Annotated in this window: 21 protein-coding genes; 16 read left to right on the top strand and 5 right to left on the bottom strand. The window is 51.5% G+C overall.

Going from position 1 to position 25,577, the window contains the following annotated elements; genetic code table 11:
* Positions 1-6 precede the first annotated feature (6 nt).
* On the bottom strand, positions 7-1,533 hold the full coding sequence (locus ABGI61_RS03880) for a DUF3369 domain-containing protein (RefSeq protein WP_347597162.1): 1,527 nt from the start codon (positions 1,531-1,533) through the stop codon (positions 7-9).
* 24 nt (positions 1,534-1,557) lie between these two features.
* Entirely contained in the window at positions 1,558-1,947 is a 390-nt protein-coding gene (locus ABGI61_RS03875; protein WP_347597159.1) for a DUF2721 domain-containing protein, read from the bottom strand.
* A 210-nt stretch (positions 1,948-2,157) separates the two neighbouring features.
* Here ABGI61_RS03875 and ABGI61_RS03870 point away from each other — a divergent pair, with 210 nt between their 5' ends.
* The 3 genes from ABGI61_RS03870 to ABGI61_RS03860 are packed head-to-tail and all read left to right on the top strand — an operon-like array spanning position 2,158 to position 4,405.
* Complete coding sequence (locus tag ABGI61_RS03870; RefSeq protein WP_347597156.1) at positions 2,158-3,450, top strand: coiled-coil domain-containing protein; 1,293 nt, start codon at positions 2,158-2,160, stop codon at positions 3,448-3,450.
* Positions 3,451-3,804 (top strand): putative signal transducing protein, encoded by a 354-nt coding sequence (locus tag ABGI61_RS03865; protein WP_347597153.1) that lies wholly within the window; start codon positions 3,451-3,453, stop codon positions 3,802-3,804. It abuts the gene before it with no gap.
* On the top strand, positions 3,743-4,405 hold the full coding sequence (locus tag ABGI61_RS03860) for a YjaG family protein (RefSeq protein ID WP_347597150.1): 663 nt from the start codon (positions 3,743-3,745) through the stop codon (positions 4,403-4,405). The genes ABGI61_RS03865 and ABGI61_RS03860 overlap by 62 nt, the downstream gene beginning before the upstream one ends.
* A gap of 21 nt (positions 4,406-4,426) precedes the next feature.
* Here the strand turns inward: ABGI61_RS03860 and rsmD are convergent, their stop codons facing one another.
* Positions 4,427-5,050: a 16S rRNA (guanine(966)-N(2))-methyltransferase RsmD gene (rsmD, locus tag ABGI61_RS03855; RefSeq protein ID WP_347597147.1), complete on the bottom strand. Its 624-nt coding sequence runs from the start codon at positions 5,048-5,050 to the stop codon at positions 4,427-4,429.
* A gap of 82 nt (positions 5,051-5,132) precedes the next feature.
* Between rsmD and ftsY the strand changes: the two genes are divergently transcribed.
* The 4 genes from ftsY (at position 5,133) to rpoH (ending at position 8,969) form a co-directional block, all read left to right on the top strand.
* A complete protein-coding gene (gene ftsY, locus ABGI61_RS03850; RefSeq protein WP_347597144.1) occupies positions 5,133-6,323 on the top strand; it encodes a signal recognition particle-docking protein FtsY in 1,191 nt (396 codons plus the stop codon).
* A 2-nt stretch (positions 6,324-6,325) separates the two neighbouring features.
* A complete protein-coding gene (gene ftsE, locus ABGI61_RS03845; RefSeq protein ID WP_008217693.1) occupies positions 6,326-7,012 on the top strand; it encodes a cell division ATP-binding protein FtsE in 687 nt (228 codons plus the stop codon).
* Positions 7,009-7,992 carry a permease-like cell division protein FtsX gene (gene ftsX / locus ABGI61_RS03840; protein ID WP_347597139.1) on the top strand — a complete coding sequence of 328 codons (984 nt, stop codon included), beginning with the start codon at positions 7,009-7,011 and terminating at the stop codon, positions 7,990-7,992. Before ftsE ends, ftsX begins: the two co-directional genes overlap by 4 nt.
* A gap of 125 nt (positions 7,993-8,117) precedes the next feature.
* The gene (gene rpoH, locus ABGI61_RS03835; RefSeq protein WP_008217697.1) at positions 8,118-8,969 is read left to right on the top strand and encodes an RNA polymerase sigma factor RpoH; all 852 of its coding nucleotides are present in this window, start codon (positions 8,118-8,120) and stop codon (positions 8,967-8,969) included.
* Positions 8,970-9,038: 69 nt separating this feature from the next.
* Here the strand turns inward: rpoH and metJ are convergent, their stop codons facing one another.
* Positions 9,039-9,374, bottom strand: a complete 336-nt coding sequence (gene metJ, locus ABGI61_RS03830) for a met regulon transcriptional regulator MetJ (RefSeq protein WP_008217699.1) — start codon at positions 9,372-9,374, stop codon at positions 9,039-9,041.
* Between the two features lie 180 nt (positions 9,375-9,554).
* Here metJ and metB point away from each other — a divergent pair, with 180 nt between their 5' ends.
* The 9 genes from metB to argH all read left to right on the top strand — a co-directional run bounded on the left by metB (position 9,555) and on the right by argH (position 22,712).
* Complete coding sequence (gene metB, locus ABGI61_RS03825) at positions 9,555-10,820, top strand: cystathionine gamma-synthase (RefSeq protein WP_347597134.1); 1,266 nt, start codon at positions 9,555-9,557, stop codon at positions 10,818-10,820.
* A gap of 4 nt (positions 10,821-10,824) precedes the next feature.
* Positions 10,825-13,197 (top strand): bifunctional aspartate kinase/homoserine dehydrogenase II, encoded by a 2,373-nt coding sequence (gene metL, locus ABGI61_RS03820; RefSeq protein WP_347597131.1) that lies wholly within the window; start codon positions 10,825-10,827, stop codon positions 13,195-13,197.
* Positions 13,198-13,212: 15 nt separating this feature from the next.
* Complete coding sequence (gene metF, locus ABGI61_RS03815) at positions 13,213-14,112, top strand: methylenetetrahydrofolate reductase (RefSeq protein WP_347597128.1); 900 nt, start codon at positions 13,213-13,215, stop codon at positions 14,110-14,112.
* A gap of 124 nt (positions 14,113-14,236) precedes the next feature.
* Positions 14,237-17,203, top strand: a complete 2,967-nt coding sequence (locus ABGI61_RS03810; protein WP_347597125.1) for a diguanylate cyclase — start codon at positions 14,237-14,239, stop codon at positions 17,201-17,203.
* A 141-nt stretch (positions 17,204-17,344) separates the two neighbouring features.
* On the top strand, positions 17,345-18,388 hold the full coding sequence (gene argC, locus ABGI61_RS03805; RefSeq protein WP_347597122.1) for an N-acetyl-gamma-glutamyl-phosphate reductase: 1,044 nt from the start codon (positions 17,345-17,347) through the stop codon (positions 18,386-18,388).
* Positions 18,381-19,151, top strand: coding sequence for an acetylglutamate kinase (argB, locus tag ABGI61_RS03800; RefSeq protein WP_347597119.1), 771 nt, complete (start codon positions 18,381-18,383; stop codon positions 19,149-19,151). The genes argC and argB overlap by 8 nt, the downstream gene beginning before the upstream one ends.
* 43 nt (positions 19,152-19,194) lie before the next feature.
* Complete coding sequence (locus ABGI61_RS03795; RefSeq protein WP_347597116.1) at positions 19,195-20,109, top strand: ornithine carbamoyltransferase; 915 nt, start codon at positions 19,195-19,197, stop codon at positions 20,107-20,109.
* Between the two features lie 7 nt (positions 20,110-20,116).
* Entirely contained in the window at positions 20,117-21,325 is a 1,209-nt protein-coding gene (locus tag ABGI61_RS03790; RefSeq protein WP_347597113.1) for an argininosuccinate synthase, read from the top strand.
* A gap of 4 nt (positions 21,326-21,329) precedes the next feature.
* On the top strand, positions 21,330-22,712 hold the full coding sequence (gene argH, locus ABGI61_RS03785) for an argininosuccinate lyase (RefSeq protein WP_347597110.1): 1,383 nt from the start codon (positions 21,330-21,332) through the stop codon (positions 22,710-22,712).
* An 89-nt stretch (positions 22,713-22,801) separates the two neighbouring features.
* On the opposite strand, the gene ABGI61_RS03780 is transcribed toward argH, so the two are convergent.
* Entirely contained in the window at positions 22,802-25,429 is a 2,628-nt protein-coding gene (locus tag ABGI61_RS03780; RefSeq protein ID WP_347597107.1) for a penicillin-binding protein 1A, read from the bottom strand.
* Positions 25,430-25,577 lie beyond the last annotated feature (148 nt).

Raw genomic sequence — 25,577 nt, 5'->3', positions numbered from 1 at the left:
CTATGCTTAATCCGGGTAGGCATCGCGTATTGCAAGAAATGCCTCCAGGTTGTTTAACAAAATATCCACTAATGCCGGGTCAAACTGTTGACCGCGTTCAGTGCGGATAAGTTCGATGATTTGCTCCAATGGCCAGGCTTTTTTATAACACCGATCGCTGCCCAGTGCGTCAAATACATCTGCCAGCGCCGTGATGCGGCCGGCAATATGAATATTGTGCCCGCTTAAGCCCTGCGGATAGCCTTTGCCATTCCACTTTTCGTGATGCTGGTGCGCTATGATGGCACCCATCTGCAGGATCTCGTTAGTGGAATGTTGTAAAATCTGGTAACCCAATTCAGCGTGCTGCAGCATGATAGCCCATTCGGCAGCGTCATGTTTACCCGGCTTATTCAGAATATGATCAGGGATGGCGATTTTACCCAGATCATGCAGTGGTGATGCTAATTTTATCACTTCAGCTTCGTATTCCGACAAGCCGCACTTTACGGCCAGTAAATGGCTGTAGTTGGCTACCCGTTTTACGTGGCTACCCGTCTCTTTGGATCGTTTTTCCACCGCTTCGCCCAAAATATAGGACAGCTCACGCTGGCTATCACGCATCAGCTCGCGCAAGCGGATGTTTTCATAGGCAATAGCGATATTGTGCGAGAAGTAGCTGAGTAAGTGATGATCAGTGCTTTCCAGCTTGCTGCCTTTACTGACATACAGAAAGTTTTCGCTGCCTTTATGGGTAGTAAAGTAACTGATAAAACAGTCTTCCCCCTGATACGACTGCTTTTGCTGTTGTACCTGCTGAATTTTGGCAAATACCTCAGGCGGCAAGCCGCGCTCCTGCCCCGGATTACTGCTGGCGATGACATCCAGCATTAACCCCTGTTGTTTGGCGTTATTAATGGCCGCGCAGCAGAAAATTTGCTCACGTTGTAAATCGAGCAGATAGGCTACCTGACCTAAAATTAGCGACGCAAAGTCCTTCAGCGTGCTGCATTGCAGGAAACTGGTGGTACAACCAATAATTTTCTCCAGACCGGCTTTATGGTGCTCAATAATGCAGATATCACGGTAAGAGCGCAGGCCAGCATATAACAACGTTTTCAGTTTGATGGCGGTCACTTCAGTTTTGTTTTTGTAGTCGTTGATATCATAGTCGCGGATCACATGCTCTTCCGGGGCCTCACCGGGCTGTCCAGTGCGCAGTATCAGCCGCATACGCTGATTTTTAAGTTGTTGACGGATCGTTTTTACCAATTCAAGTCCGGCATGCTGGGTTTCCATCACCACATCTATCAGCGCCAGCGCTATGTCATCGTGCTGCTGTATCAGTGTCAGCGCTTCACGCGCGCTGTGGGCATGCAGCAGTTTAAGTGGGCGCTGTTCAAACTCGAAATTATTCAATACCAATGTCGTAATTTGATGAATGCTGTCATCGTCATCTACTATCAGTACCAGCCAGGGCGGTGCAGTATTGGTCGGCGCAGGCGTGTCACCCTGGGCACTGTCTTCCTGAAATAAAAAGTCATCATTAGTCATGCTGGTGTCCGCTGCTTGTCGACCTTAACCATGTTGTATCGATTCCAACTCTATATTTATCGCGTCACAGGAAATTTGGATCTCATACAAAGAATAGAGCAGGCTGATTAATAAGCTAATCAGACTGACGACAAACATGAGTTGACCGGCAGTTTGCCACTGCATAAACAGACAAAACATCGCTGCTGTGCACAGCACAAAGCTCAGCACGCCAAAGGCTTGCATGGTTTTAATCAGCACAATGCGTTTACGCAGGTTGGATATTTGTCGTTTTGCCAGGTCACGCACCTGGCCACCTTCGCGTTGGTTTAACTCACGGATCAGCTGGGCCAATACCAGAAAGCGATTAGTATAAGCTAACAATAACAATGAGATAGCCGGAAAAAGCAGGGCGGGGGTGGTCAAATCCATCATATCGGTGTTCCTGTTATAACAATTTAGCCGCTTACGTCACTAAAAGTATCATTAGCGTTAGCTATCGGTGACAACTCATATTACACTAATCAGCGATCTGGTGTGCGCCGGCGCAAATAACTGATAAGGTAGCCGGTGAACTAATCTGAACAGAACGTAGCGTATGCAGCCCAAATTGCAGGCGCTGCCGCAGTAAAGCGAGAGCTGATAATGAATGCAGTGAAAAAGAACAATAATAAAAACGAGCAGCAAGTTATTGCCGATTTAACCGAGGCAGCGCAGCAGCAGTTGGAAGCCAGTCTGGTGGAGTTTTCCAGCCAGTTACTCAATGCCCAGCAACAACAGCTGCAGCAGTTTGCCAGCACCGTGGTGGCTGATAGCCAGAAACAGTGGCAACAGCGCTTAATTGAGCAGGAACAGGCTTATCAGAAACTGTTTAAAGACTGGCAGCAAACCAAGCAGCAGCTTGATTTGGCTGTGCCGGTAGCCAGTGCTGATAATCAGGAACTGTCTAAGCTGCGCCAGCAGCATAAAGTATTGAGTGAAGAGCTGGCAGCCGCGCAGCAAAAGGTCGTTAGCTTAAGTGCTGAGCGCGAAGCGCAAACTAGCCAGTTAGAGCAATTCCAACAGAAATTACAGCAGTTACAGCATGCTTCTGCTGATCCGGCTGCGCAACAAAAGCTGCAGCAAGCTGAGCAGCAACTGGCGCAATTGCAACAGCAGTTAGCCAGCGCCGAGGCCGATGCCGAACAAGCTAAAGCTGCTGTGCACGAGATGAAACTGGTGGTACAGCAAAGCAAAACCGAGCTGAAGCTGGCCACCGAGCAGCAGCAAAAGCAGCTGCAGCAAATTAACGAACTGCAGGCCAATTACCAGACCAAGCTGGAACAACTAGAGCAACAGCTAAGCGAGCAGGCTGCCAGTTTTGCCAGTGAAAAGCAGCAGTTTGTTGAGCTTGAAGCAGCCAATCAGGACAAATTACAAACCATCGGCCGTTTACAGCAGGAAGTGCAGGACCGCAAGAAAACGCAGGAATTGCAGCAGCAAAAAATTCAGCAGTTACAGCAAGATTTACAGGCGCAAGCTGAGCAGCAGCAACAAGACCAGCAGGCACTGCAACAGCAATTAGAACAAGCGAAACAACAACTGGCCGAAACACAACAGCAATTGCAGGCTATGCAGGATGAAACCGGTGGTTTGGGCTCAGAGTTAACTAAGCTACAAGCAGACTACGTTAACCTGACCGAACAGTATCAGCATAGCCAAAGCAAAGCACAGAAAATGGAAGCCCAGCTTGAACATGCGCAAAACCGCCAGTTTGCCGCTGAACAAAAGCAGCAACAGGAAGCGGATGCCAGCCGTGAGCTTATTCGCACCCTGCGTTTGGAGCTGCAACAGCAGCAGGAAGCGCATCAGCAGGCATTACAGACGCTTGAAGAGCGCATGATGGAATATAAGCTGAAGTTTGAATATGCACAAAAGCAGCTGAAGGTAACCAGCTAAGTGCAGTTGTTACACCCGGCTGATGTAACACAGTGGCAGCGGGTGTATTTGGCAGCCAACAGCGTCGAAGCGGCGCTGCTGCGTGGCATGCTGCAGCGTGCTGCCGTGTTGGTGCAGCTACAAGGCGAATTCTTGGCAGGTGCTGCCGGTGAGTTGCCGCTGACTGACATCGGTGTGCAACTGTGGGTACCAGAGCAGCAATTTGCAACCGCAGAGCGTATAATCACGCGATATCTTCAACAATTACAGCATGAACCGGCACAGTGGCGTTGCCTCTGTGGTGAGCTGAACTATGACAGTTTTGACCTGTGCTGGTCGTGCGGCCGAGACCAAGATGAAAGTAAAAGCCAATAATTTTCAGGCGATGCGCGAGCTGGGATTTTATCAGCAAGCGGCCATCGCTGCCACCTTACTTGAACGCATGTTGCCAAACTACCAGTTATTCGCTGAAGTGACCAAAACCGGAGATGCCGAACTGCCGCGACATATTTTAAATCTGGTGTGGGAGTGGTTAACGGTGAAAAAAGCCAAGATAAACTTCGGCAAGTTAGCTGAGGAGCTTGAGCTGATCACACCTGAGCTGACTGATTTTGATATTTTTGGTGTTTACCCGGCTGTGGATTGTGCCACTGCGCTGGATATGATGTTAAGTGGTATTAGTCAGCAAGACGCCAGTGAGTTTATTAATGTGGCAAAAATTTCTCAGGCCACGGTGGCGCGGCTGATTGAGCATGACAGTATTGATGATGACATCACCACCGAAGCTGAGCTGAAAAAAATCGTCCGTGAGCATCCGCTGATGCAATACGAAATGGACTGTCTGGCCGAGTTGATAGCCCTGGTGGCACCGTTGAAACAATTTGGCCGTGACGAGCGCCAGCTGCTGCAGAACTGGGTAGCTGAACAAGGCCTGACCAATTTGGGTATGGAGCTTAACAGCAGCGACGCTATGTAGCAGGTGTCTCCTCACATCGGTTTAGCTGGTGCGCTGATACAAACGGTACGCCAGCTGGCCAGCTACCTTATCTTTTAACAGCCGCCAGTTAGCCGGCAACGCGGCGACGTCCAGTTCTTTCTCTGTTTCCAGATAAATCAGTGCATTGTCAGTTAACCATTGCTGCTGTTCCAGTTGCTGACAGCAGGGTACTGCCAGGTTTTTGCGAAACGGCGGGTCAATAAACACCACGTCATACCGACATAGCGCGGGCTTTGCTAACCATTGCAAGCTGTCGGTGTGAATAACCTCAGCATTGGTACAGGCTAATTTGCGCTGGTTAGCCATCAGCTGGTTAGCCGCTGCTTTATCGCGCTCCAGCAAAGTACAGTGGCTGGCATAGCGTGATAAGGCTTCAAACCCCAGGCTGCCGCTGCCGGCAAAACAGTCCAACACGGTGGCGCCGGCAATGTCATGCATCAGCCAGTTAAACAGCGTTTCTTTTACTCTGTCGGTAGTGGGCCTTAAGCCTTCGGCATCCAGCACAGCCAGTTTTCGGCCACGCCAGCTGCCACTGATGATACGTACTTCGCCAGGCGCACCGCTCACGGCTGAGAGCTTTTTACCTGTGGCTGGACGTTTTGCGGCGCTTTTTGCTTGTTTCATCTAATCCGTTTTGCCTTTAACACAAAGGTGTTAGTATAACGGCCAAGTTTACCTTAGTTTTTATCAGCATACACTTGGGCTTATGAGCAAAAAAAATAAACTGTTTTCCTGGCTTGGACTGGGCAAGGCTGACGAGGCCGAAACGGCCGACAGCGCTAAGCAAAAAAGCCAAACACCTGCAGAGCGGGATGAGCAGGCAGCCGTGGTGCAGGATACCCAAGCGGGAACTGAGCCGGTAAGCACAGCAACACCATCAGCTGCGGCAGATATTGTGCAACCAGATAACCTTGTGGCTGAAACGCCTGCTTCAGCAGCCGCACCAACGGTGGCGGTGGCTGAACCGGTTAAAAAAGCGGGCTTTTTCTCACGCTTAAAGCAGGGCTTGAGTAAAACCAGCCAAAACCTGGGCGCAGGCCTGGCCGGCTTATTCAGTGGCCGTAAAATTGATGACGAATTATATGAAGAGCTGGAAACCCAGCTGCTGCTGGCTGATGTGGGTGTGGACACCACACAAAAACTGATCCGCCAGTTAGAGCAACATGCCGATCGTAAGTCGTTAAAAGACTCGGCGCTGCTGTTTGATAAACTGCAGCAGGATATGGCGGCGCTGCTGGCTGACGTTGAGCAGCCGTTGGTGCCGCTGAACCCGGCCGGCCCCTTTGTTATTTTAATGGTAGGGGTAAATGGTGTCGGTAAAACTACTACCATAGGAAAAATGGCGCAGCAGTTTAAACAGCAGGGTAAAAGCGTGATGCTGGCAGCCGGTGACACCTTCCGCGCCGCTGCAGTAGAGCAGCTGCAGGTGTGGGGCGAGCGTAACCAGATCCCGGTAGTGGCTCAGCACACCGGTGCCGACAGCGCCTCGGTGATTTTTGATGCCTATCAGGCGGCTAAAGCACGTAAAGTGGATGTGTTAATTGCTGACACCGCCGGCCGCTTACAAAATAAAGCTCACCTGATGGAAGAGCTGAAAAAAATTGTTCGGGTATTACAAAAAATTGACCCGGCAGCACCTCATGAAGTGATGCTTACACTGGATGCCGGTACTGGCCAGAATGCGCTAAGCCAGGCCAAAATCTTTAATGAAGCGGTTAAGTTAAGCGGCATCAGCCTGACCAAGCTGGATGGTACGGCCAAAGGCGGGGTAATTTTTGCTATTGCTGACCAGTTCAAATTACCGCTGCGCTACATTGGCGTGGGCGAGGGCATCGATGATTTGCGCGTGTTTAACAGCAAAGACTTTATTCGCGCTCTGTTTAATCGGGACGCTTAAGCATGCTGGAATTTGCCGACGTCAGTAAAAGTTATCCCGGTGGCTTTGTTGCGCTGGACCGCGTCAGTTTTAAATTGGAAAAAGGCGAGATGGCCTTTTTGACCGGCCACTCCGGTGCCGGTAAAAGCACGTTGTTAAAACTGATTAGCTTGATTGAACGGCCGAGCGTGGGCCGGGTGCTGATAAACGATGTGGATTTAAGCCGCATTCGTCGCGCACATATTCCTTATGTGCGGCGTGATATTGGTATTATTTTCCAAAACCACCGCCTGCTGATGAACCACACGGTGTTTGACAATGTGGCACTGCCGCTGGTGATTGAGGGCTTTAGCGGCAAAGACATGGTGAAGCGGGTGCATGCGGCACTGGATAAAGTTGGCTTGCTGGATAAAGTACGCTGCCTGCCGCATACGCTATCTGGCGGTGAACAGCAGCGGGTGGGTATTGCGCGGGCGGTGGTTAATAAACCGCCACTGCTGCTGGCCGATGAGCCTACCGGTAACCTGGATCCGGATTTATCCAAAGACATTATGCGGGTATTTGAAGCCTTTAATCAGGTGGGCGTATCTGTGTTGGTGGCCACCCACGATTTAGGCCTGGTGGCACGGATGAAATACCGCACCTTGACATTGAAGCAGGGCAAGATGATCAATGACGGCCTGCTGCAATATCAGGAGGATCCACTATGAGTATCTTATTCTCAGGCCGGGTCACCAGCGGAGCTTCCGTGCATAAAATCGGCATTGTTCGGCGTTTTGTCATGTTCTGGGTCAATCATTTGCGTCAGGCTGTAGCCAGTTTAGGTGAGCTTTGGCGTACGCCATCGGCCTCGATTTTAACTATTGGGGTGTTGGGCGTCAGTTTAACTTTGCCGGCGACCCTACACCTGCTGGTAAAAAACGTACAACAGGTCAGCGACAGCTTTACCCAGGCAGCGGAAATCAGCCTGTTCATTAAAGAAGGCAGCAGTGACACCCAGATCCGCAGCCTGCAACAAATCTTACAGGCCGATCCGGCCATTGCCCGCGTGAGTCATATCAGCAAACAGCAAGCGCTGGACGAATTTGCCACTGTGTCAGGTTTTGGCGCAGCGTTAAATTATTTAACCGACAATCCGCTGCCGGATGTGCTGCTGGTGCTGCCGAAAAATACCCAGGCCGACAGTGCCCGCGAGCTACTGGCAAGGCTAACTAAAGAGCGGATCGTCGAGTTCGGTAAACTGGATATTGACTGGCTAACCCGGTTAGATGCCATTGTCAGCTTATTACGTCAGGCGGTGCTGGTGATTGCAGTATTGCTGCTGGGCGCTGTCTTGCTGATTATTGGTAACACCATTCGCTTATCTATTATGAATAAAAAAGATGAGATAGAAGTGATGAAGCTGGTTGGCGCCACTGATGCCTTTATTCAGCGACCCTTCTTATACAGTGGCATCTGGTATGGTGTATTTGGTGGCTTATTGGCGTTTTTAATTGTTGAGGCTATGCTGTGGTGGCTACAAAGCGCTATTGTCAGCGTGACTTCACTGTACGACAGCGACTTTAGCTTACAGGCGCTCAGCTTTACCGAATTTGCCAGCCTGATGGCACTGGCGATGGCGCTGGGGCTAGGGGGCTCTTACCTTTCAGTACGCCGCCATATCACGGCCATTGAACCAACTGGTCCTTAATAACGTTTAACTATGAGAACTTAGTTTTTAGAATAAGCAGATCTAAAAAAGGCGGCAACTAAAATTAGCACTCTCTGTCAAAGAGTGCTAATATTGCCTCACTTAGCTTAGGACAGGACACAGAAATGAGCGATACAGCAGAAATGATGTCATTACCGGTAGCGGCCAGCAGTAGCCTGGAAGCTTATACCCATGCTGTCAGTGCTATACCTATGCTCAGCGCAGAACAAGAGCGCAGCCTGGCTGAACGGTTACACCAGCATGGTGATTTGGAAGCAGCTCGCCAGTTGATTATGTCGCACCTGCGTTTCGTGGTGCATATTGCCCGCAGTTATTCTGGTTATGGTTTGCCGGTTAGCGACCTTATCCAAGAGGGCAATATTGGCCTGATGAAAGCGGTAAAACGCTTTGACCCCAGCGTAGGCGTGCGTCTGGTGTCTTTTGCGGTGCACTGGATTAAAGCCGAAATTCATGAATATGTGCTGAAAAACTGGCGCATCGTTAAAATTGCCACGACTAAAGCCCAGCGCAAACTGTTTTTTAACCTGCGTAAAGCAAAAAAACACTTAGGCTGGTTTAATCAGGAAGAAGTGAAAAATGTAGCTGAGTCGTTAGGTGTGGCCGAGCATGAAGTGCGTGAAATGGAAGCGCGTATGAGTAACTACGACATGCCATTTGACGCGCCGGACGAAGATGATGAGTCGGCTTATACTGCGCCGGTATATTACCTGGAAGATAAAGCCTCTGATTTAGCACACAGGGTAGAGGAAGATCAGTGGGATAACGCCGCAGTGGATCGGTTACAAGCGGCGATGCGTACCTTGGATGACCGTAGCCAGGACATTATCCGCGCCCGCTGGCTGGACAATGCCAAACTGACGTTGCAAGAGCTGGCCGATCGCTATGGCGTATCGGCAGAGCGCGTACGTCAGTTGGAGAAAAACGCGATGAAAAAGCTACAGGCTGCCATGAGCTAAGCTGGTCGCACATAAGCTACACGCATAAAAAAACCGCCTGCAGGCGGTTTTTTTATGCTCTACAGCAACTTATTCTTCGTCGCTGTCGGCTTCAATAATCACCGGGATCGGTTTGCCCATACTGGTCAGGATCTGACGCACTTCAGCCGGGATCTGATGCGGGTTGTCTTTACGTAAGTCTTCATCGGCCGGTAATGGCTGGCCGGTGAAGGCATGTAAAAATGCTTCACATAACAACTCACTGTTGGTAGCGTGACGCAGGTTATTCACCTGACGCCGGGTGCGTTCATCTGTCAGCACCTTTAACACGTTCAGCGGAATTGATACGGTGATTTTTTTTACCAGTTCTGATTTTTTACCGTGTTCCGCGTACGGGTGAATGTATTCCCCATTCCACTTAGCCATATGCTTACCTTGTAGTAGTCTGAATAATGTATTGCTCGCGCAAGTGGCGAAATTCTATCTTGTTATGCCGCCGAGTCAAACAGTGCACAACAAATAATCATTATAGACGGCTAAATGGTTTGACATCTTTATTTCTGACATTATACTTTTAGACGTCTAAACATCTAAATGAGGTTTGTTATGTCAAAGCGTCATGCCGCGACCATCGCTGCCCGTGCCGGCATTGCCCAGGATACTGCCTATGGTGCCGTTACGCCGCCATTGTATTTAACCTCAACCTACGAATTACCGGCATTTAAACAACCGGGGCCTTACGACTATTCGCGCTCGAACAACCCCACCCGTGACTTACTGGCCGGGGCGTTAGCTGAGCTGGAAGGCGGTGCTAAAGGTATTGTCACTAATACTGGTATGTCAGCTTGTTTACTGGCGCTGCAGCTGCTGACCCCGGATGACACTTTGGTGATCCCGCATGACTGTTATGGCGGCAGCTATCGGTTATTTACCAACTTAGCCACGCGTAAAAAGGCGTTTAAACTGCTGATCGTCAATTTCCAGCAAGCGGATTGGGCTGCTCAGATAACTGCTGCCAGACCAAAAATGATCTGGCTGGAAACGCCATCAAACCCGCTGTTGCAAATTACTGATGTGCAGGCGGTGTGTCAGCTGGCAAAGCCATTACAGGCGTTAGTGGTGGTGGATAACACCTTTTTATCACCGGTATTGCAGCAACCGCTGGCGCTGGGCGCAGATATCGTTGTGCACTCGACTACTAAGTTTATTAATGGCCACAGCGACATTGTCGGTGGTGTGCTGGTGTGTGCCAGTGCGCAATTAGGCGATGAACTAAAGTGGTGGGCCAACTGCTTGGGCCTTACCGGCGCCCCCTTTGACAGCTATATGACACTGCGCGGCCTGCGCACTTTGGAGCCAAGGCTGCGATTGCAGCAAGACAACACGGCAATAATTGTTGAATTTCTGGCAAAGCAGCCGCTGGTAAGCAAAGTGTATTACCCAGGCTTAGTGGAGCACCCTGGCCATGCTATCGCCAAAGCGCAGCAAAGCGGCTTTGGCGCTATGTGCAGCTTTGATTTGGCAGTAGAGCAGGCGCTGCTACCGGTATTTTTCAATGCGCTGCAGCTATTTACTCTGGCGCAGTCATTGGGCGGTATTGAAAGCCTGATCTGCCACCCCGGCACTATGACGCATGCGTCTATGGATGCCAAAGCGCAGCAAACGGCCGGTATTGGCTCAACGTTGATCCGCTTATCAGTGGGTATAGAAAACCCTGACGATTTACTGGCTGATTTGCAGCAGGCCTTCAACGCCCTGGCCAGTGCGCAGCGCCAGCTGTCTGATGTCGCTAAGCCTGCTGGTGCTAAAGCAGGCTCAGCGCAAAATTCACAGCAGTTTAGATTAAATCCGGCGCTTTGCGCCCTTTGGTAACAACATGCATTCAAAAACACTACTGCAGCCGCAACAGGCGGCACAGGTACATAAATTTGGTGGCAGCAGCCTGGCCGATGCCAATCGCTTTGCTGCAGTAGCCAAGCTGGTACAACAGCTACAACAACAGGCCGCCGGGCAGGCATTATGGCTGGTGGTTTCCGCGCCTGGCGATACCACCGATGCCTTACTTAATATTATCGCCAGTGGTGATAACGTCGCACAGTGCGACAGCTTACTGAGTGCACTGCAACAACAGTTAAGCCAACTGGTACAGCAGGCACTGAGTACAGAAGATGCGCTGAGCGTACAGGCACAGCTACAGCACTGGCTGGGCGAGGTACCTGCGCTTTTAACACAGCAGCGGCATAACGAAGTGCTGGCCATCGGAGAGCGCTTATCTGCACTGCTGCTAAGCGCGGTACTAAACGAGCGCGGCCTTAATGCAGTGGCGCTGGATGCGCGCGATTTTTTACGTTTAAACCAGCACCAGCCAGATTTGCCGCAATCGGCAGCCTTATTAGCCGCGCTAACCCAGGTAGACACTATTCATGTGGTGACTGGCTTTATTGCCCGTGATGAACAGCAGCGCAGCATTACGCTGGGCCGCAACGGAAGTGATTACTCAGCAACCTTATTAGGGGCTTTGGTGAACGCTGCTGAAGTGACTATCTGGACCGATGTAAAAGCCATATACAGCGCCGATCCGCGCAAAGTGGCGTCGGCGTTGCCTTATCAGCAAGTAAGCTGGCAGCAAGCCTGTCAGCTGGCGCGTCTGGGCAACCCGGTGCTGCATGCCCGCACCTTGTCAGCGCTAACCGGCACGGCTACCCGGCTGCGGGTGCGTAGCAGTTATCAGCCAGTGCATCAGGGGTGTCAGGTGCAGCAGCAGGTAAAAGCGCAGCATTTTATTACCGAGCTCAATGACGTCACTTTACTGACGCTGGCCGCCGGCAGTTATGATGCTGAGCGGCTGGCACTGCAGCTGCAACAGCCGGTGGTAACGCTGGCGCACCAGAGCGACCATGTGATCTGGTTATTGCCGGCCAACTGCGCCGAACAGGCGCTGGCGCTGTTGGCGGCAGAGCATATTCATGCGGTTTGGGACACCAGGCGTTACCATGCGCTGGCATGGTTAAAGGGCGAACAGGCCATTGATGCCAGTGCTAACCTGCTGCCGCAGGCGCTACACCGCTACGAGAACGAGCAGCAGCTGATTTGGTTATTGCCAACGCCACTTAATGCCGAACAATTACAGCAGCTGCATCAGGCCTTGGTAACGCCGGCCGCCGAGCTCAAGCTGGTGGTGGCTGGTAGTGGCAATGTTGGCGGCGAGTTTCTGGCAATGTTAGCGCACCAGCAACAGCGGTTACAGCCGCAGGTGAAGTTGTCGCTGGCCGGTGTAATGAATTCGCGCCAGGCGTTGTTGCAGCCTGACATCGCACCAACTGACTGGGCGCAAGCCTTAGCTGATGCTACCAGCTGGGACAGCGATAGCTTGCTTAGCTATTTGCAGAGTTTGCCCGCACCCAAGGTGCTGGTAGACATTACGCCCAGTGCCGATTTTGCCCGCTTGTATCCGAAATTTATTGCCGCCGGCTGCGACATTATCAGCGCGAACAAGCAGGGCGTCACTCTGCCGGGCAGCGAGTACCAATGCATCCAGCAAGCGCTGACAGATCACCAGCGTCAGTGGTTAAGCAACACAACTTGCGGCGCCGGTATTCCGGTACAGCGTAGCCTGCAGGAATTGCTCAGCGCTGGTGATCGTATTCGCCAGGTCAGCGGTATTTTCTCCGGCACCTTATCTTGGTTATTTTGCCAGTTTGATGGCAGTAAGCCGTTTTCTGACTTTGTGCTAGAGGCGCAGCAAGCTGGGCTGACTGAGCCCGATCCGCGTGATGATTTATCCGGTAAAGATGTGCAGCGTAAATTGCTGGTGCTGGCACGCGAACTTGGCCTGACGCTGGAACTTGAGGATATTAAGCTGCAACCACTGCTACCCGCCGAGCTGGAGCAGGGTAGCTGGCAGCAGTTCTGGGCACAGCGTGATGTATTGGATGACGCTATGGCGCAGTTGTTTGCCCAGGCGAAGGCTCAGGGCCAGTTGCTGCGTTACGTTGCCTGTTTAACACTACAGAATGAAGGTGCACTGGCCAGTGTGGCGCTGCAGGCGGTTTGCCCGGCGCACCCACTGGCGGCCATAGCGCCTTGCGATAATGTGTTTGTCATTGAGTCAGACTGGTATAGCAGCAACCCGCTGGTGTTAAAAGGGCCGGGTGCGGGAAAACAGGTTACCGCCGGCGGCTTACATGCCGATCTGGCGCAGCTTATCGATTTTTATTTTCGTCGGGCACAGCCCGCTACACTGACGTAACAGAAGAGAGTGGTTATGGCATTTGCAAATGCACAGTATTTAGAAGCAATCAACCGCAACCTGCAAGATGTAGAAGGCAAGGTTAACGTCAGTTTTGAGTTTTTCCCGCCCAAAACGGCGCAGATGGAGCAAACCCTGTGGCAGTCTATTGAGCGGCTGGCGCCACTGGCACCGTCTTTTGTTTCGGTAACCTATGGCGCTAACTCGGGTGAGCGCGACCGCACGCACGACATTATTAAATCCATTAAGCAGCGCACCGGCCTTATTGCCGCGCCGCATCTGACCTGTGTTGATGCCAGCAAAGACGACTTAATTGCTATTGCCAAAGATTACTGGCAAAACGGTATCCGCCATATCGTGGCGCTGCGCGGTGATTTGCCGCCAGGCAGCGGTGCCAAACCGGATCTTTATGCCGCCGATCTGGTTGAAATTCTGCGCTCAGTAGCCGATTTTGATATCTCGGTAGCAGCCTACCCGGAAGTACATCCTGAGGCGCCCAATGCGCAGTTTGATCTGCTGAATTTGAAGCGCAAAGTGGATGCGGGTGCCTCCAGAGCGATTACGCAGTTTTTCTTTGATATTGAGAAGTTTTTACGTTTTCGTGACCGCTGCGCTGCTATTGGTATCGACGTGGACATTATTCCGGGTATTTTGCCGGTAACCAATTTTGCCCAGTTGCAAAAGTTTGCCAGCCTGACCAATGTGGCGGTACCGCAGTGGATGCACAAAGCCTACGAAGGGCTGGAACATGATGCCACCACGCGTAATCTGGTGGGGGCAAATATCGCCATGGAGATGGTGAAGGTGCTCAGCCGCGAAGGCGTTGATCACTTTCACTTTTACACCCTTAACCGCAGCGAGCTGAGTTACGCCATCTGCCACTTGCTGGGGGTGCGGCCACAAAGCGCAGTGTAATGCCAGCTGCGGTTAACAGCGCTTAACAATAGTGCTGTGTCCTGGCTTGGCGAGCGCGCCGTTTTGCGTTACTCTTGCCCTACTGTTGCTTTAGCAGCTGCTTAAGAACCAGGGATGTGCAGTGATGTTGAGTAAAGCAAAACACCCATTCAGTGTATTCAGCTGTGTGTTAGCAGTAGCTTTGCTGTGTCTTAGCGTCAGGAGCGAGGCCGGTCAAACGCTGCTGAGTGACTATTTTCAGGAAAGCTGGACTACCCGCGACGGCCTGCCGCATAACACCATTAACAGTCTTAATCAAAGCGAAGACGGCTACCTGTGGATTGGTACCTGGGAAGGTGCTGCCCGTTTTAACGGCCGGGAGTTTGCCGTATTTGGCCGCGGAGAACCTACCGGTTTGCCCGACTCCGGTATCAGAAGTATCAGCAAAGACAAGCAACATAACCTTATTCTGGCCGGTGCCCGTGGCGGCATCAGCAAGCACAGCGCCAGCGGCTGGCAAAGCTGGCCTGCCTTCAATGTACTCATCAATGCTGTAGCCGAAGATCAACACGGTAACCTGTGGCTGGCCAGCGAAGGGCAGGGCTTGTTTTGGCAAAATGCCAAGGGCGAGCGCAGGCAATTTACCACCTTTGATGGCTTAATTAGCGATGTGGTGCACAGTGTACTGGCTACTACAGATGGCAAGGTTTGGGTGGGCACTGGTCGTGGCCTGCAATGGTTCAGCAGCAGTGATAGCAGTGTAAAACTGAAGACGGTGAGCGTTTTACCCCAGGTGCCGGTATTTGCACTGCGTCAGTATGGCGACAGCGTGCTAATTGGTACTGAGCGCGGTTTATACCGCTATCACGCAGGTAGTGTTAGCCTATTTTCAGCAGCCTTAAGCGATATACCGGTATCGGCGCTGTTGGTTAGCGGCGAGCAGTTATGGATTGGCACCACCGACCGTGGTCTGCTAAGGCATAGCGCGCTGGGGCTGGAAACGCTCAGTATGGCCGATGGCCTGCCGAATAACCGCATCTTATCGCTGTATCAAGACCGTGAACAGAGCATTTGGGTGGGTACCAACGGTGGCTTGTTCCGTTTGCGTGACGCGCCTTTTGTCACCTATACCACCGCTCAGGGACTGGCAGGGGATTATATACGTGCCGTATTAGCGCATAGTGACGGCAGTGTCTGGATTGGCAGCAGTCAGGGAGTTAGCCGCTATACCACACAGGGCATAAACAATATTGACCTATCGCTTGTCAGTACCGGTCAGTCGGTGCTCAGTCTGGTGGAAGCGCCGGACGGCTCGGTTTGGATTGGCACCTACTCTGATGGTGCCATTCAATGGCGTGATGGCCGTGTTGTGCGTCAATTAGATAGGCGCAGTGGTCTGCTGGCCAATGAAATTCGCGCTATTGCCATCGCTGACGACGGCGGCTTATGGTTTGGCACCGGTCAGGGCTTAAACTATGTTAGCGGACAGCAGGTAACCAGTTTTGCCAAAGAGCAGGGTTTACCCACGCCTTTTGTGATGACGCTGTATTTGCACACTGATGGCCGTTTATTTATCGGTACCGGCGGTGGGGTAGCAATACGTCAGGCGGATGGCCGCATTGAAACGCTGGATTTTACCGGTTTGGATGATGCTGAGTATGCTTTTGGTTTTACGCCTGACTTAGCCCACGACCTGCTTTGGATGGCAACCGATCGCGGTTTAGTCGCTTTTGATTTGAAAACTGACCAACTGACGATGCTGGGACGCAACGCCGGCCTGCCATTTGATAAGGTATTTCAGGCAGTCATCGACCAACAGCAGCACCTGTGGCTGAGCAGTAACAGAGGCATACTGCGCGTTGAGCGCCAGCAACTGCAGCAGTTTTTGGCTGCCAAGCGCAGTGACGTGGACTATGAACTGTTTGGCGAAAGTGATGGCATGCAAAGTGCCCAGGCCAATGGTGGCTCGATGCAGGCGGCAGCTGTAGCGCGGGATGGCAGTGTTTGGTTTGCTACCTCTAAAGGTGCCAGTAAAGTGCAGCCAGAGGATTTAGCCCGTTTTGCCGCAAACATACCTCCTGTGGTGATTGAAGGCTTTAAGGTAAATGGTAAGTCTCTGCCGCTATACATTGACAGCCAACTCGCTGCCGGCGCCAGTCGCATAGAGTTGCAGTTTGCCGGTTTAGGCTTTGTGATGCCGCAGCGCATTCAGTACCGTACTAAACTCGAGGGCTTTGATACCGATTGGGTAGAGCGGGGTTCTAATACCAGTGCTGAATACACTAACCTGTCACCGGGCAACTATCGTTTTATGGTTAGTGCCGCCTACCCGCAGGGTGGCTGGAGTGAGCACAACGCCAGTTTTAGCTTTAGCATAGCGCCCTATTTTTGGCAGCTGCCGCTGTTTTGGCTGATGTTGATCGTGTTTAGCGTGCTGAGCGCTGTGCTGGTGCTGCGCTGGCGGCTGGGCAGTCTGAAACGGCGTGCTAAGCAGTTAAGTGCACAGGTAGCAGAAAAAACCTTTGAATTGCAGCAGCAGGCCGATCATTTGCGCCAGGTGGATCAGGAGCGCTCAGCCTTGTTAATGCAAATAAAGCAGCAGGCGCAGGAGTTCGAGCTGCAAGCCCGGCTGGATCCTCTTACGGGTCTTGCCAACCGGCGTGCGTTTGATGAGGCACTGTTGCGTGAGTGCGCGCGCTCACGCCGTAATGGTTTACCGCTTTGTTTAGTGCTTGTCGACATTGACCACTTTAAACGGGTAAATGATCGCTACAGTCACAGTGTGGGTGATCAGATCCTGAAGTTGGTTGCCACTGAAATCAGCCAGCATTGCCGGCAGGACGATACCATAGCCCGCTGGGGCGGCGAAGAATTTGCTGTACTGCTGCCCAATACCGCCCTGGCCGATGCAAGAGACATTTGTGAGCGCATTCGCCTGGCAATAGAGAAAATTGATTGCTCGGCTTTCGCCGCTAATTTGCATATCAGTATCAGTATGGGCATCGCGCAATATGCCGGCGAGGCTGCCCACGACAAACTTTTAGTCCGCTCAGACAACGCTTTATATCAAGCGAAACAAAATGGCCGCAACCGAATTGAGGTAGCGGCATAAGTCCAAACACTGCAATTTAAAAACAAATAAAAATTCAAAAAAACAGAATAATAATTCTTGAAACTGCATGACGGCCGTTCTACACTAGCGGCTGTTTCGTGCTATACCTATACGTTATTTATTGTTTAAGAGCTGTTACCCATGTTATCGACTGACAAAACTTCTTCTTCTTTAGTGCGCAGCATTGTATTAGGTGCTGCCGGTTACAGCGGTGCTGAGCTGGCGGTGATTTTAGCGCGAAACCCGTATTTTCAGCTGGTAGGGGCTTATGCCTCGGCCGGTCGGGCTGCCGAGCCGTTCTCTGCACTGTATCCGCGCTATAAGCAACAACTGGATATACTGGTGGAGCCGTGGACTGATGAGCTGGCCACTGGCCTGAATGGTAAAGTAGACGTAGCCTTTTTGGCGCTGCCACATGAAGCCAGTGAAGCAGTAACGCCACTGCTGTTGGCGCAAGGTATTGATGTGGTGGATTTATCTGGTGCCTTTCGTTTAAAGCAGCCACAGCTGTATCCAAAGTATTATGGTTATGAGCATCTGCACCCGGAATTACTCGCGGAAGCGGTGTACTCATTAATGGAGTGGCAAACCGAGCCATTGCCTCGGTTGATTTCAGTACCGGGCTGTTACCCAACGGCCTGTACTCTGGCACTGTTGCCGCTGATTAAAGCCGGCTTAGTAGCCGATGATTGTATTCCGGTCATTAATGCCACCAGTGGTGTATCCGGCGCCGGCCGTAAAGCCGCGCTTAATACCTCGTTTTGTGAGGTGGGTTTAAATGCTTATGGTTTCTTTAAGCACCGGCACCGGCCTGAAATTGAGCAAAACCTGGGCCGCAAAGTCGTTTTTACGCCGCATCTGGGCAACTTTAAACGCGGCATTCTGGCGACCAGTGTCGTCACCTTAAAACCGGGCGTTACACCTGAGCAGGTTGTTGCAGCTTTTAACCAGGCTTACGCCGGTAAGCCGCTGGTGCGGCTGGTGTCACATTCACCCAATGTGGCGGATGTGGCCGGCACACCTTATTGTGACATTCACTGGCAGCAGGACGGCGAGCAGCTGGTGGTGGTGTCGGCAATTGATAACCTGTTAAAAGGCGCGGCGGCGCAGGCGATGCAGGCGGCGAATGTGCGTTTTGGCAAACCAGAAACTGCCGGCTTGTTCGCGGGAGTGGCACATGAATAAGTCACCTCTGGTTTTGAAAATGGGTGGCCGCTTATTACAGGATGAAGCGGCGCTTGATGCTTTGCTTGCCGTGTGTGCAGAACTAAAGCAGCAGTATCCCTTGGTACTGGTGCATGGTGGCGGCGATCAGGTCGATCAGTGGCTGGCCAATTTTGGCTTTCACACCGAGAAGCTCGATGGTCAGCGTGTATCACCGCCGGAGCAAATGCCGGTAATTACAGGTGCTTTAGCCGGTGCGGTGAATGCCCATATGGTGGCACGGGCCGACTTAAAAGGCTTAAAGCCGGTTGGCTTAACCCTCTCTGCCGGTAATAGCTGCAGGTTTGAATTAAACACCAAACTGGGTGCTGTGGGTGTGGCAAAACCACGTGATGGTGCTTTACTACAGAATTTGCTGGCTGGCGGCTTTACCCCGGTGTTCTGCTCTATTGGTCATGGCGAACAGGGGCAATTATTGAACGTGAACGCTGATTTGGCTGCTGCAGCTATCTGTCAGTTGGTGCAAGGGCAGTTAGTACTTCTCACCGATGTGCCGGGTATCTTAGATGGTGACGGCAAACTTATTAGCGAACTGAATAGTGAGCAGGCTACAGCGTTAGTACAACAAGGCATAATTAAAGGCGGTATGAAAGTAAAACTTGACGCCGCTTTAGACACTGCTCAGGCGCTGCGACGAAGCATTAGCGTCGCGGGCTGGCAACACCCGCAGGATTTATTAAATCTGATGCGACAGCAAGCAGTAGGCACGCGCATCGTCTGTTAGTCCCTTAAACAAGGATGCCGCTGCGGCGGCAAATCAGCTGAACATGAGTAAACTGAACCAACTATTGAGCCTGGCTGAATTAAGCCCGGCAGCGCTGAGCGATTTGCTGAATTTAGCGCTTAATGTAAAGCAACAGCCGCAAAACTACAGCCAGGCTTTAGCCGGTAAAAGCATCGCGCTTATTTTTGAGAAACCGTCGCTGCGTACCCGTGTCAGTTTTGACGTCGGTATTTATAAGCTCGGTGGCCATAGCGTCTATCTGGATCAACAAAACGGCGCTATGGGTAAACGTGAGACTGTGGCGGATTTTGGCCGCAATCTGGCGTGCTGGACCGATGCGATAGTGGCCAGGGTGTTCTCGCAGCAAACGCTGGAACAGTTGGCTCATGCCAGCCATAAGCCAGTGATCAATGCGCTAAGCGACTTGTATCATCCATGTCAGGCGCTGGCTGATTTGCTGGCGTTAAAAGAGCGCTTCGGTGATTTAACCAAAGTACATTTGGCCTATGTCGGCGATGGCAATAATGTCTGTCATTCATTAATGATTGGTGCTGCACTCAGCGGTATGAAAATGACCGTCGTTACGCCACAAGGCTTTTCACCCGATGCACAGGTACTACTCAAGGTGCAAAAAATCGCCGCTGACACCGGCGCTGAGCTGGAGCTAAGTCCACATTTATCCGCTGCAGCTGGTGCGGATGCTATCTATACCGATACCTGGCTGTCGATGGGCGATAAAGCCGATCCTGAGCTTATAGAACGGGTGTTTACGCCCTACCAAATTAATACCGCTGTGATGCAACGCCTGGCGGTGAAATATTTTATGCACTGTTTACCGGCGCATCGTGAACACGAGGTTACCAGCGAGGTGCTCGACAGCGAGGCGTCACTTGTTTTACTGCAGGCGGAAAACCGCATGCATGCCCAGAATGCCGTACTAATCAGTTTATTTGCGTGAGGACACTATGAGTATCAAAAAAGTCGTTTTAGCTTATTCCGGTGGTTTAGATACCTCGGCCATAGTGCCTTGGTTAAAAGATAATTATGACTGCGAAGTGATCGCTTTTGTCGCCAATGTGGGGCAGGGTGATGAAGAACTGGCCGGCGTTGAGCAAAAAGCGATCAATTCTGGCGCCAGCAGTTGTCATATCGTTGATTTACGCGAAGAGTTCGTCAAAGAAGTCATTTACCCTACGATGAAAACCGGTGCTGTGTATGAAGGCCAGTATTTGCTGGGGACATCTATGGCACGGCCGGTCATTGCCCGCGCGCAGGTTAAATTGGCGCTGGAGTTAGGTGCTGACGCACTTTGCCATGGCTGTACCGGTAAGGGTAATGATCAGGTGCGTTTTGAAGGTGCCTTCGCCGCACTGGCACCTCAGCTGAAGGTGATTGCGCCGTGGCGTGAGTGGCAGTTTAACTCCCGCCAGTCGCTGCTGGACTATCTGGCCGAAAAGAAAGTGCCTACTACAGCGTCGGCTACCAAGATTTATAGCCGCGATGCTAACTTATGGCACATTTCACATGAAGGTGGCGAGCTGGAAAACCCCTGGTGTGAACCGTCTGAGCAGGTGTGGATGTGGACCAAGTCACCTGAACAGGCGCCAGACCATGCTGCATATGTTGAACTGCGCTTCGACAAAGGTGAGTTGTGTAAAATTAACGGCCAGGCCATAGCGCCGGTAGCGGCTATTGAATTGTTAAATGAGATAGGCTCTGAGCATGGTGTCGGCCGTATCGATATTGTAGAAAACCGTTTGGTTGGCATGAAATCGCGTGGCTGTTATGAAACCCCAGGCGGCACTATCTTGATGGCGGCGTTAAAAGGTTTAGAAGCACTGGTGTATGACCGTACTTCACTGAAATACCGCGAAGAAGTGGGGCTGGAGTTTGCCCAGCTGGTGTACGATGGCCGCTGGTTTACCCCGCTAAAAGATGCGTTGTTGGCGGCTGCGACCTCGCTGGCTGAACAGCTAACGGGTGATGTGGTGATCAAGTTGTACAAAGGTAATGTTACAGTAGCCAAGCGCCGTTCACCGAACTCGTTATATTCTGAAGCCTTTGCCACCTTTGAAGGTGATGAAGTGTACAACCAGAAAGATGCCGCCGGCTTTATCCGTTTATACAGCCTGGCCAGCCGCATCCGGGCACTGCATCAGCAACAAAAGGATTAATACTATGGCAATGTGGGGCGGACGTTTTCAGGAAGCCACACTTAGCGAGTTTCGTCAGTTTAACGACTCGCTAAGCTTTGACTACCTGCTGGCGCAACAGGATATTCAGGCATCAAGAGCCTGGGCGCAGCAACTGGCGCAGGCCGGTATTATCAGCCATGATGAGGCCGCGCAGTTAGATGCGGCGCTGGCCGATTTAGCCGTGGCGATAGAGGCTGATCCAAAGCTGCCGCTGCAAACCAGCGAAGAAGACATTCATAGCTGGGTAGAGGCTCAACTCACGGTAAAGCTGGGCGCTGTAGCGAAAAAACTGCATACCGGCCGTAGCCGCAACGATTTGGTGGCAACCGACTTAAGGTTGTGGAGTAAGCTTAACGCGCAGGGCGTGCGCCAGTCGTTACTGGGCACTATTGGAGCGCTGTTAAACTTCGCCGACAACGCCGGTACAGCCGTGATGCCGGGTTTTACCCATTTACAACGCGCTCAGCCGGTGTTGGTAGCTCACTGGGCGTTGGCTTATGTCGAGATGTTTAAACGCGACTTAAGCCGATTGGATGATGCGTTAACCCGTATGGATGTATGCCCGCTGGGTTGTGGCGCCTTAGCAGGCACTGGTGTAGCGATAGATCGTCAGCAACTGGCGCAGCGTTTGGGCTTTGCCAGCGCCGCGCTTAATAGCTTAGATGCGGTGTCTGACCGTGATTATGTGGTCGAGCTTTCTGCCGCCGCCAGTATCTGTATGACGCATTTATCGCGCTTATCTGAAGATGTGATTTTCTTCTGCTCTGGTGAAGCAGGTTTCTTTAAATTAGGTGATGCGATTAGCTCAGGCTCGTCGTTAATGCCGCAAAAGAAAAACCCTGATGTGTTTGAGTTGTTGCGTGGTAAAACCGGCCGGGTACTGGGGCATTTGGTAGCTATTTTACATGTACTGAAAGGATTACCGCTGGCGTATAACAAAGATATGCAGGAAGACAAACAGGGCTTCTTTGATCTGATGTTTACCTGGCAACAATCTTTACTGGTGCTGGCGACAGTGCTACCACATTTAACAGTTAATGAAGCGCAGTGCCGTCAGGCAGCAGAGTTGGGTTACAGCAATGCCACTGATTTAGCTGATTATCTGGTGAGTAAAGGTATGCCGTTTCGCGATGCTCACGAAGTGGTCGGCGAGTTGGTGGTGCATGCCGCCAAGCAGCAACTGGCGCTGGAAGCCTTGCCATTGCATGAGCTTAAGCAGTTTAGTAGCTTGATTGGCGAAGATGTATATCCGGCACTGCAACTGGAAGCCGGTTTGCAAAAGCGTGCGGCGTTAGGCGGCACAGCACCACAACAGGTGCTGTCAGCCTTGCAGCAGGCGAAGCAGTGGTTTGAACAACAGGTTTGAGCAAGATGTTTGAGCTATAGCCTTGAGCTGTGAGGTGGTACTGTTCACAGAAAAAAGCCCGCATTTTTGCGGGCTTTTTGTAACTGGGGTTAAAACAGCTCGACTTCTTCTTCTTTGTCCTGCTCAGCCGGTTTTTTCTCAGCGCTACTGTCAAAACTGATCTGCTGAATATCCGCACTGGCATACTGGCTGGGCTCTGTGCCAGGTTTAAAGTACTCAAAGCTGCTACTGTGATCAGTTTTACGGCTTAGCAGGCCGGTTTGCAGGTCAATTCGCACCGATGCCAGGCCAATCGGTGGTGTAACTTGCCGCTCAGGCAGGCTGCTGCTAACGGCTTGCATATAGTTTAACCAGGCTGGTAGTGCGGTACGGGCACCCGATTCAGTGCCGGCGCTTTGTTGCTGACCCATATTAGCATGCCACTGGGCGCGGCCTAAACTGCGGTTAGCGTCGTCAAAGCCAACCCACACAGTGACGGCCAGATCTGGGGTGAAGCCAGAGAACCAGGTGTCTTTTGAATCATTAGTCGTACCGGTTTTAGCCGAGATATCCCGCCGTTTCAGGCTTTGCACCCGCCAGGCCGTACCATTCCAGCCGGTACCATGTTGCCAGCTACCTCCGCCCCAGACGCTACTTTTCAGCGCATCGGAAATCAAAAAGCTGTTCTGCTCGGAAATAACCTGCTCGGCCAGCCGCTGTTGTGGTTCGCTAATGACTTCAGGCTCAGTTTCGCTGTTGTTATCTTCTGCCGCTAAATGGCTAAATAGTTGATCAAGCTGTGCTTCACTGTCTTCAGTGTTGTTTGCTGCTTCTTCAGTTGCTGTCTGCTCACATTGCTGACAAGCAATAGCCGGGTTCTGCTCGAATATTACCTCACCTTCATCCGATAGCACTTTATCGATGACATAAGGGGTAACCAGATAGCCGCCGTTGGCAAATACTGCATAGCCAGTTACCAGTTCCAGCGGCGTCAAAGACGCAGAGCCCAGCGATAAGGTTTCGTTACGGGGCAGGTCGCTGGCGGCAAAGCCAAAGCGTTGCAAATGGCGAATACTGTTGTCGATACCTACACCACGCAGTAAGCGCACTGACACCACGTTTTTCGATTTCGCCAGTGCTTCGCGGATCCGGATAGGGCCGTCGTACACCGCGGGTGAGTTCTTTGGCCGCCAGGCGATACCGGCATTATCATCCCATTGGTGTATGGGAGCGTCGTTCATAATCGACGCCAGGGTATAGCCATGCTCTAATGCAGCTGAATAAATAAACGGCTTAATGTTCGAGCCAACCTGACGCTTAGCTTGGGTGGCGCGGTTAAACTGGCTTTGACTGAAACTGTAACCCCCAACCAAGGAGCGGATAGCGCCGTTATTAGGATCTATCGCTACAATAGCGCTGCTGGCCTGAGGCACCTGAGATAAACGCCATTGTTGCTGCTGTTGTCGTACCAACACGTGCATACCTGGCGCCAGTATATTAAAGGCAGTTTTAGGTGCAACCGCCTGACGCTCATCGTTAATAAAACGACGCGCCCATTTTAAACCATCCCACTCTAAAGTGATCTGTTGGCCACCGGCGATAATAAGCTCGGCACTTTGTGTAGTAACCTGTATTACCACGGCGGGGATCAAATCTTCGATACCGCTTTGTTTGTCCAGGTAGGCCAGAATGTCTTCACGCGAAAGCGGGTTTTCTTCAACAAATACCGGTTCGCTATCGGCGGCTTGTTGCAGCGTTGCCGGCCATAGCTGGGCAACAGGCCCCCGGTAACCATGACGCTCGTCGTAATCGTACAGGTTTTGCTGCAGCGCTTGTTTTGCTACAGCCTGCTGCTGACTATTCACTGTGGTATACACTTTGAGGCCTGCGGAATAAGCAGTCTCCTCACCGAAACGGTTTACCATGTCCTGGCGCACCATTTCGGCTATATAGGGTGCTGAGGCTGTGATTTGCGCGCCGTGCAATTTACTGGTGATGGGCGCGGCGATCGCGGCATCATAAGCGGTTTTATCAATAACACCGGTATCAAGCATACGACCAAGCACGATATTACGCCGGGCTCTGGCATTGCTGGCTGAGCGCACCGGGTTTAGCGCCGATGGCGCCTTAGGCAGGCCGGCGATAATAGCTATTTCATCGACTGTCAATTCATGCACGGTTTTGCCAAAATAAACCTGAGCTGCGGCACCCACGCCGAAAGAACGCTGGCCTAACTCAATTTTGTTCAGGTACAGCTCCAATATTTGGTCTTTGCTCAGTAGTTGCTCGATGTGAAAGGCGAGAAAAATCTCTTTGATCTTACGGATCAGCTTTTTTTCCCGGCTCAAAAAGAAGTTGCGCGCCAGCTGTTGGGTTATGGTACTGGCGCCCTGGCTAAAGTCACCTGACTGCGCCACCACCGTTGCCGCGCGGAAAATGCCGATAATATCTATGCCGGGGTGTTCGTAAAAGCGAGTATCTTCAACAGCTAAAAATGCTTGAACTAATAAAGGCGGCATTTCTGCTAATTTAAGTGGGATACGACGTTTTTCACCAAATTGCGAAATAAGCTCGCCATCTTCGGTAAACACCTGCATCGGGGTCTGTAATCTGACGTCTTGCAAGGTGGTTACGTCAGGTAGATCGTCTTTTAGATAGAAATAGATCCCTGCGATCGTTGTTATACCGAGCAGGATCAGGATCAGACTGAGAATTAAAAGTTTTTTAACCCAAGACACTGAATAGCCCCAATTTTTACTCCCAATTCTTTTACAACGCTGCTAGTATATATTTATTAGCTTTAGATTAAACGCTTTTTCTTGCCAAAAATTAGCGACTGAGCTAACAATGAGACAATAATCATAACTATAAATTGGCCGCAGGAAG

The organism is Rheinheimera fenheensis, assembly GCF_039871805.1.
Taxonomy (GTDB): domain Bacteria; phylum Pseudomonadota; class Gammaproteobacteria; order Enterobacterales; family Alteromonadaceae; genus Alishewanella; species Alishewanella fenheensis.
This window is presented reverse-complemented; position numbering and strand designations above follow the sequence as displayed.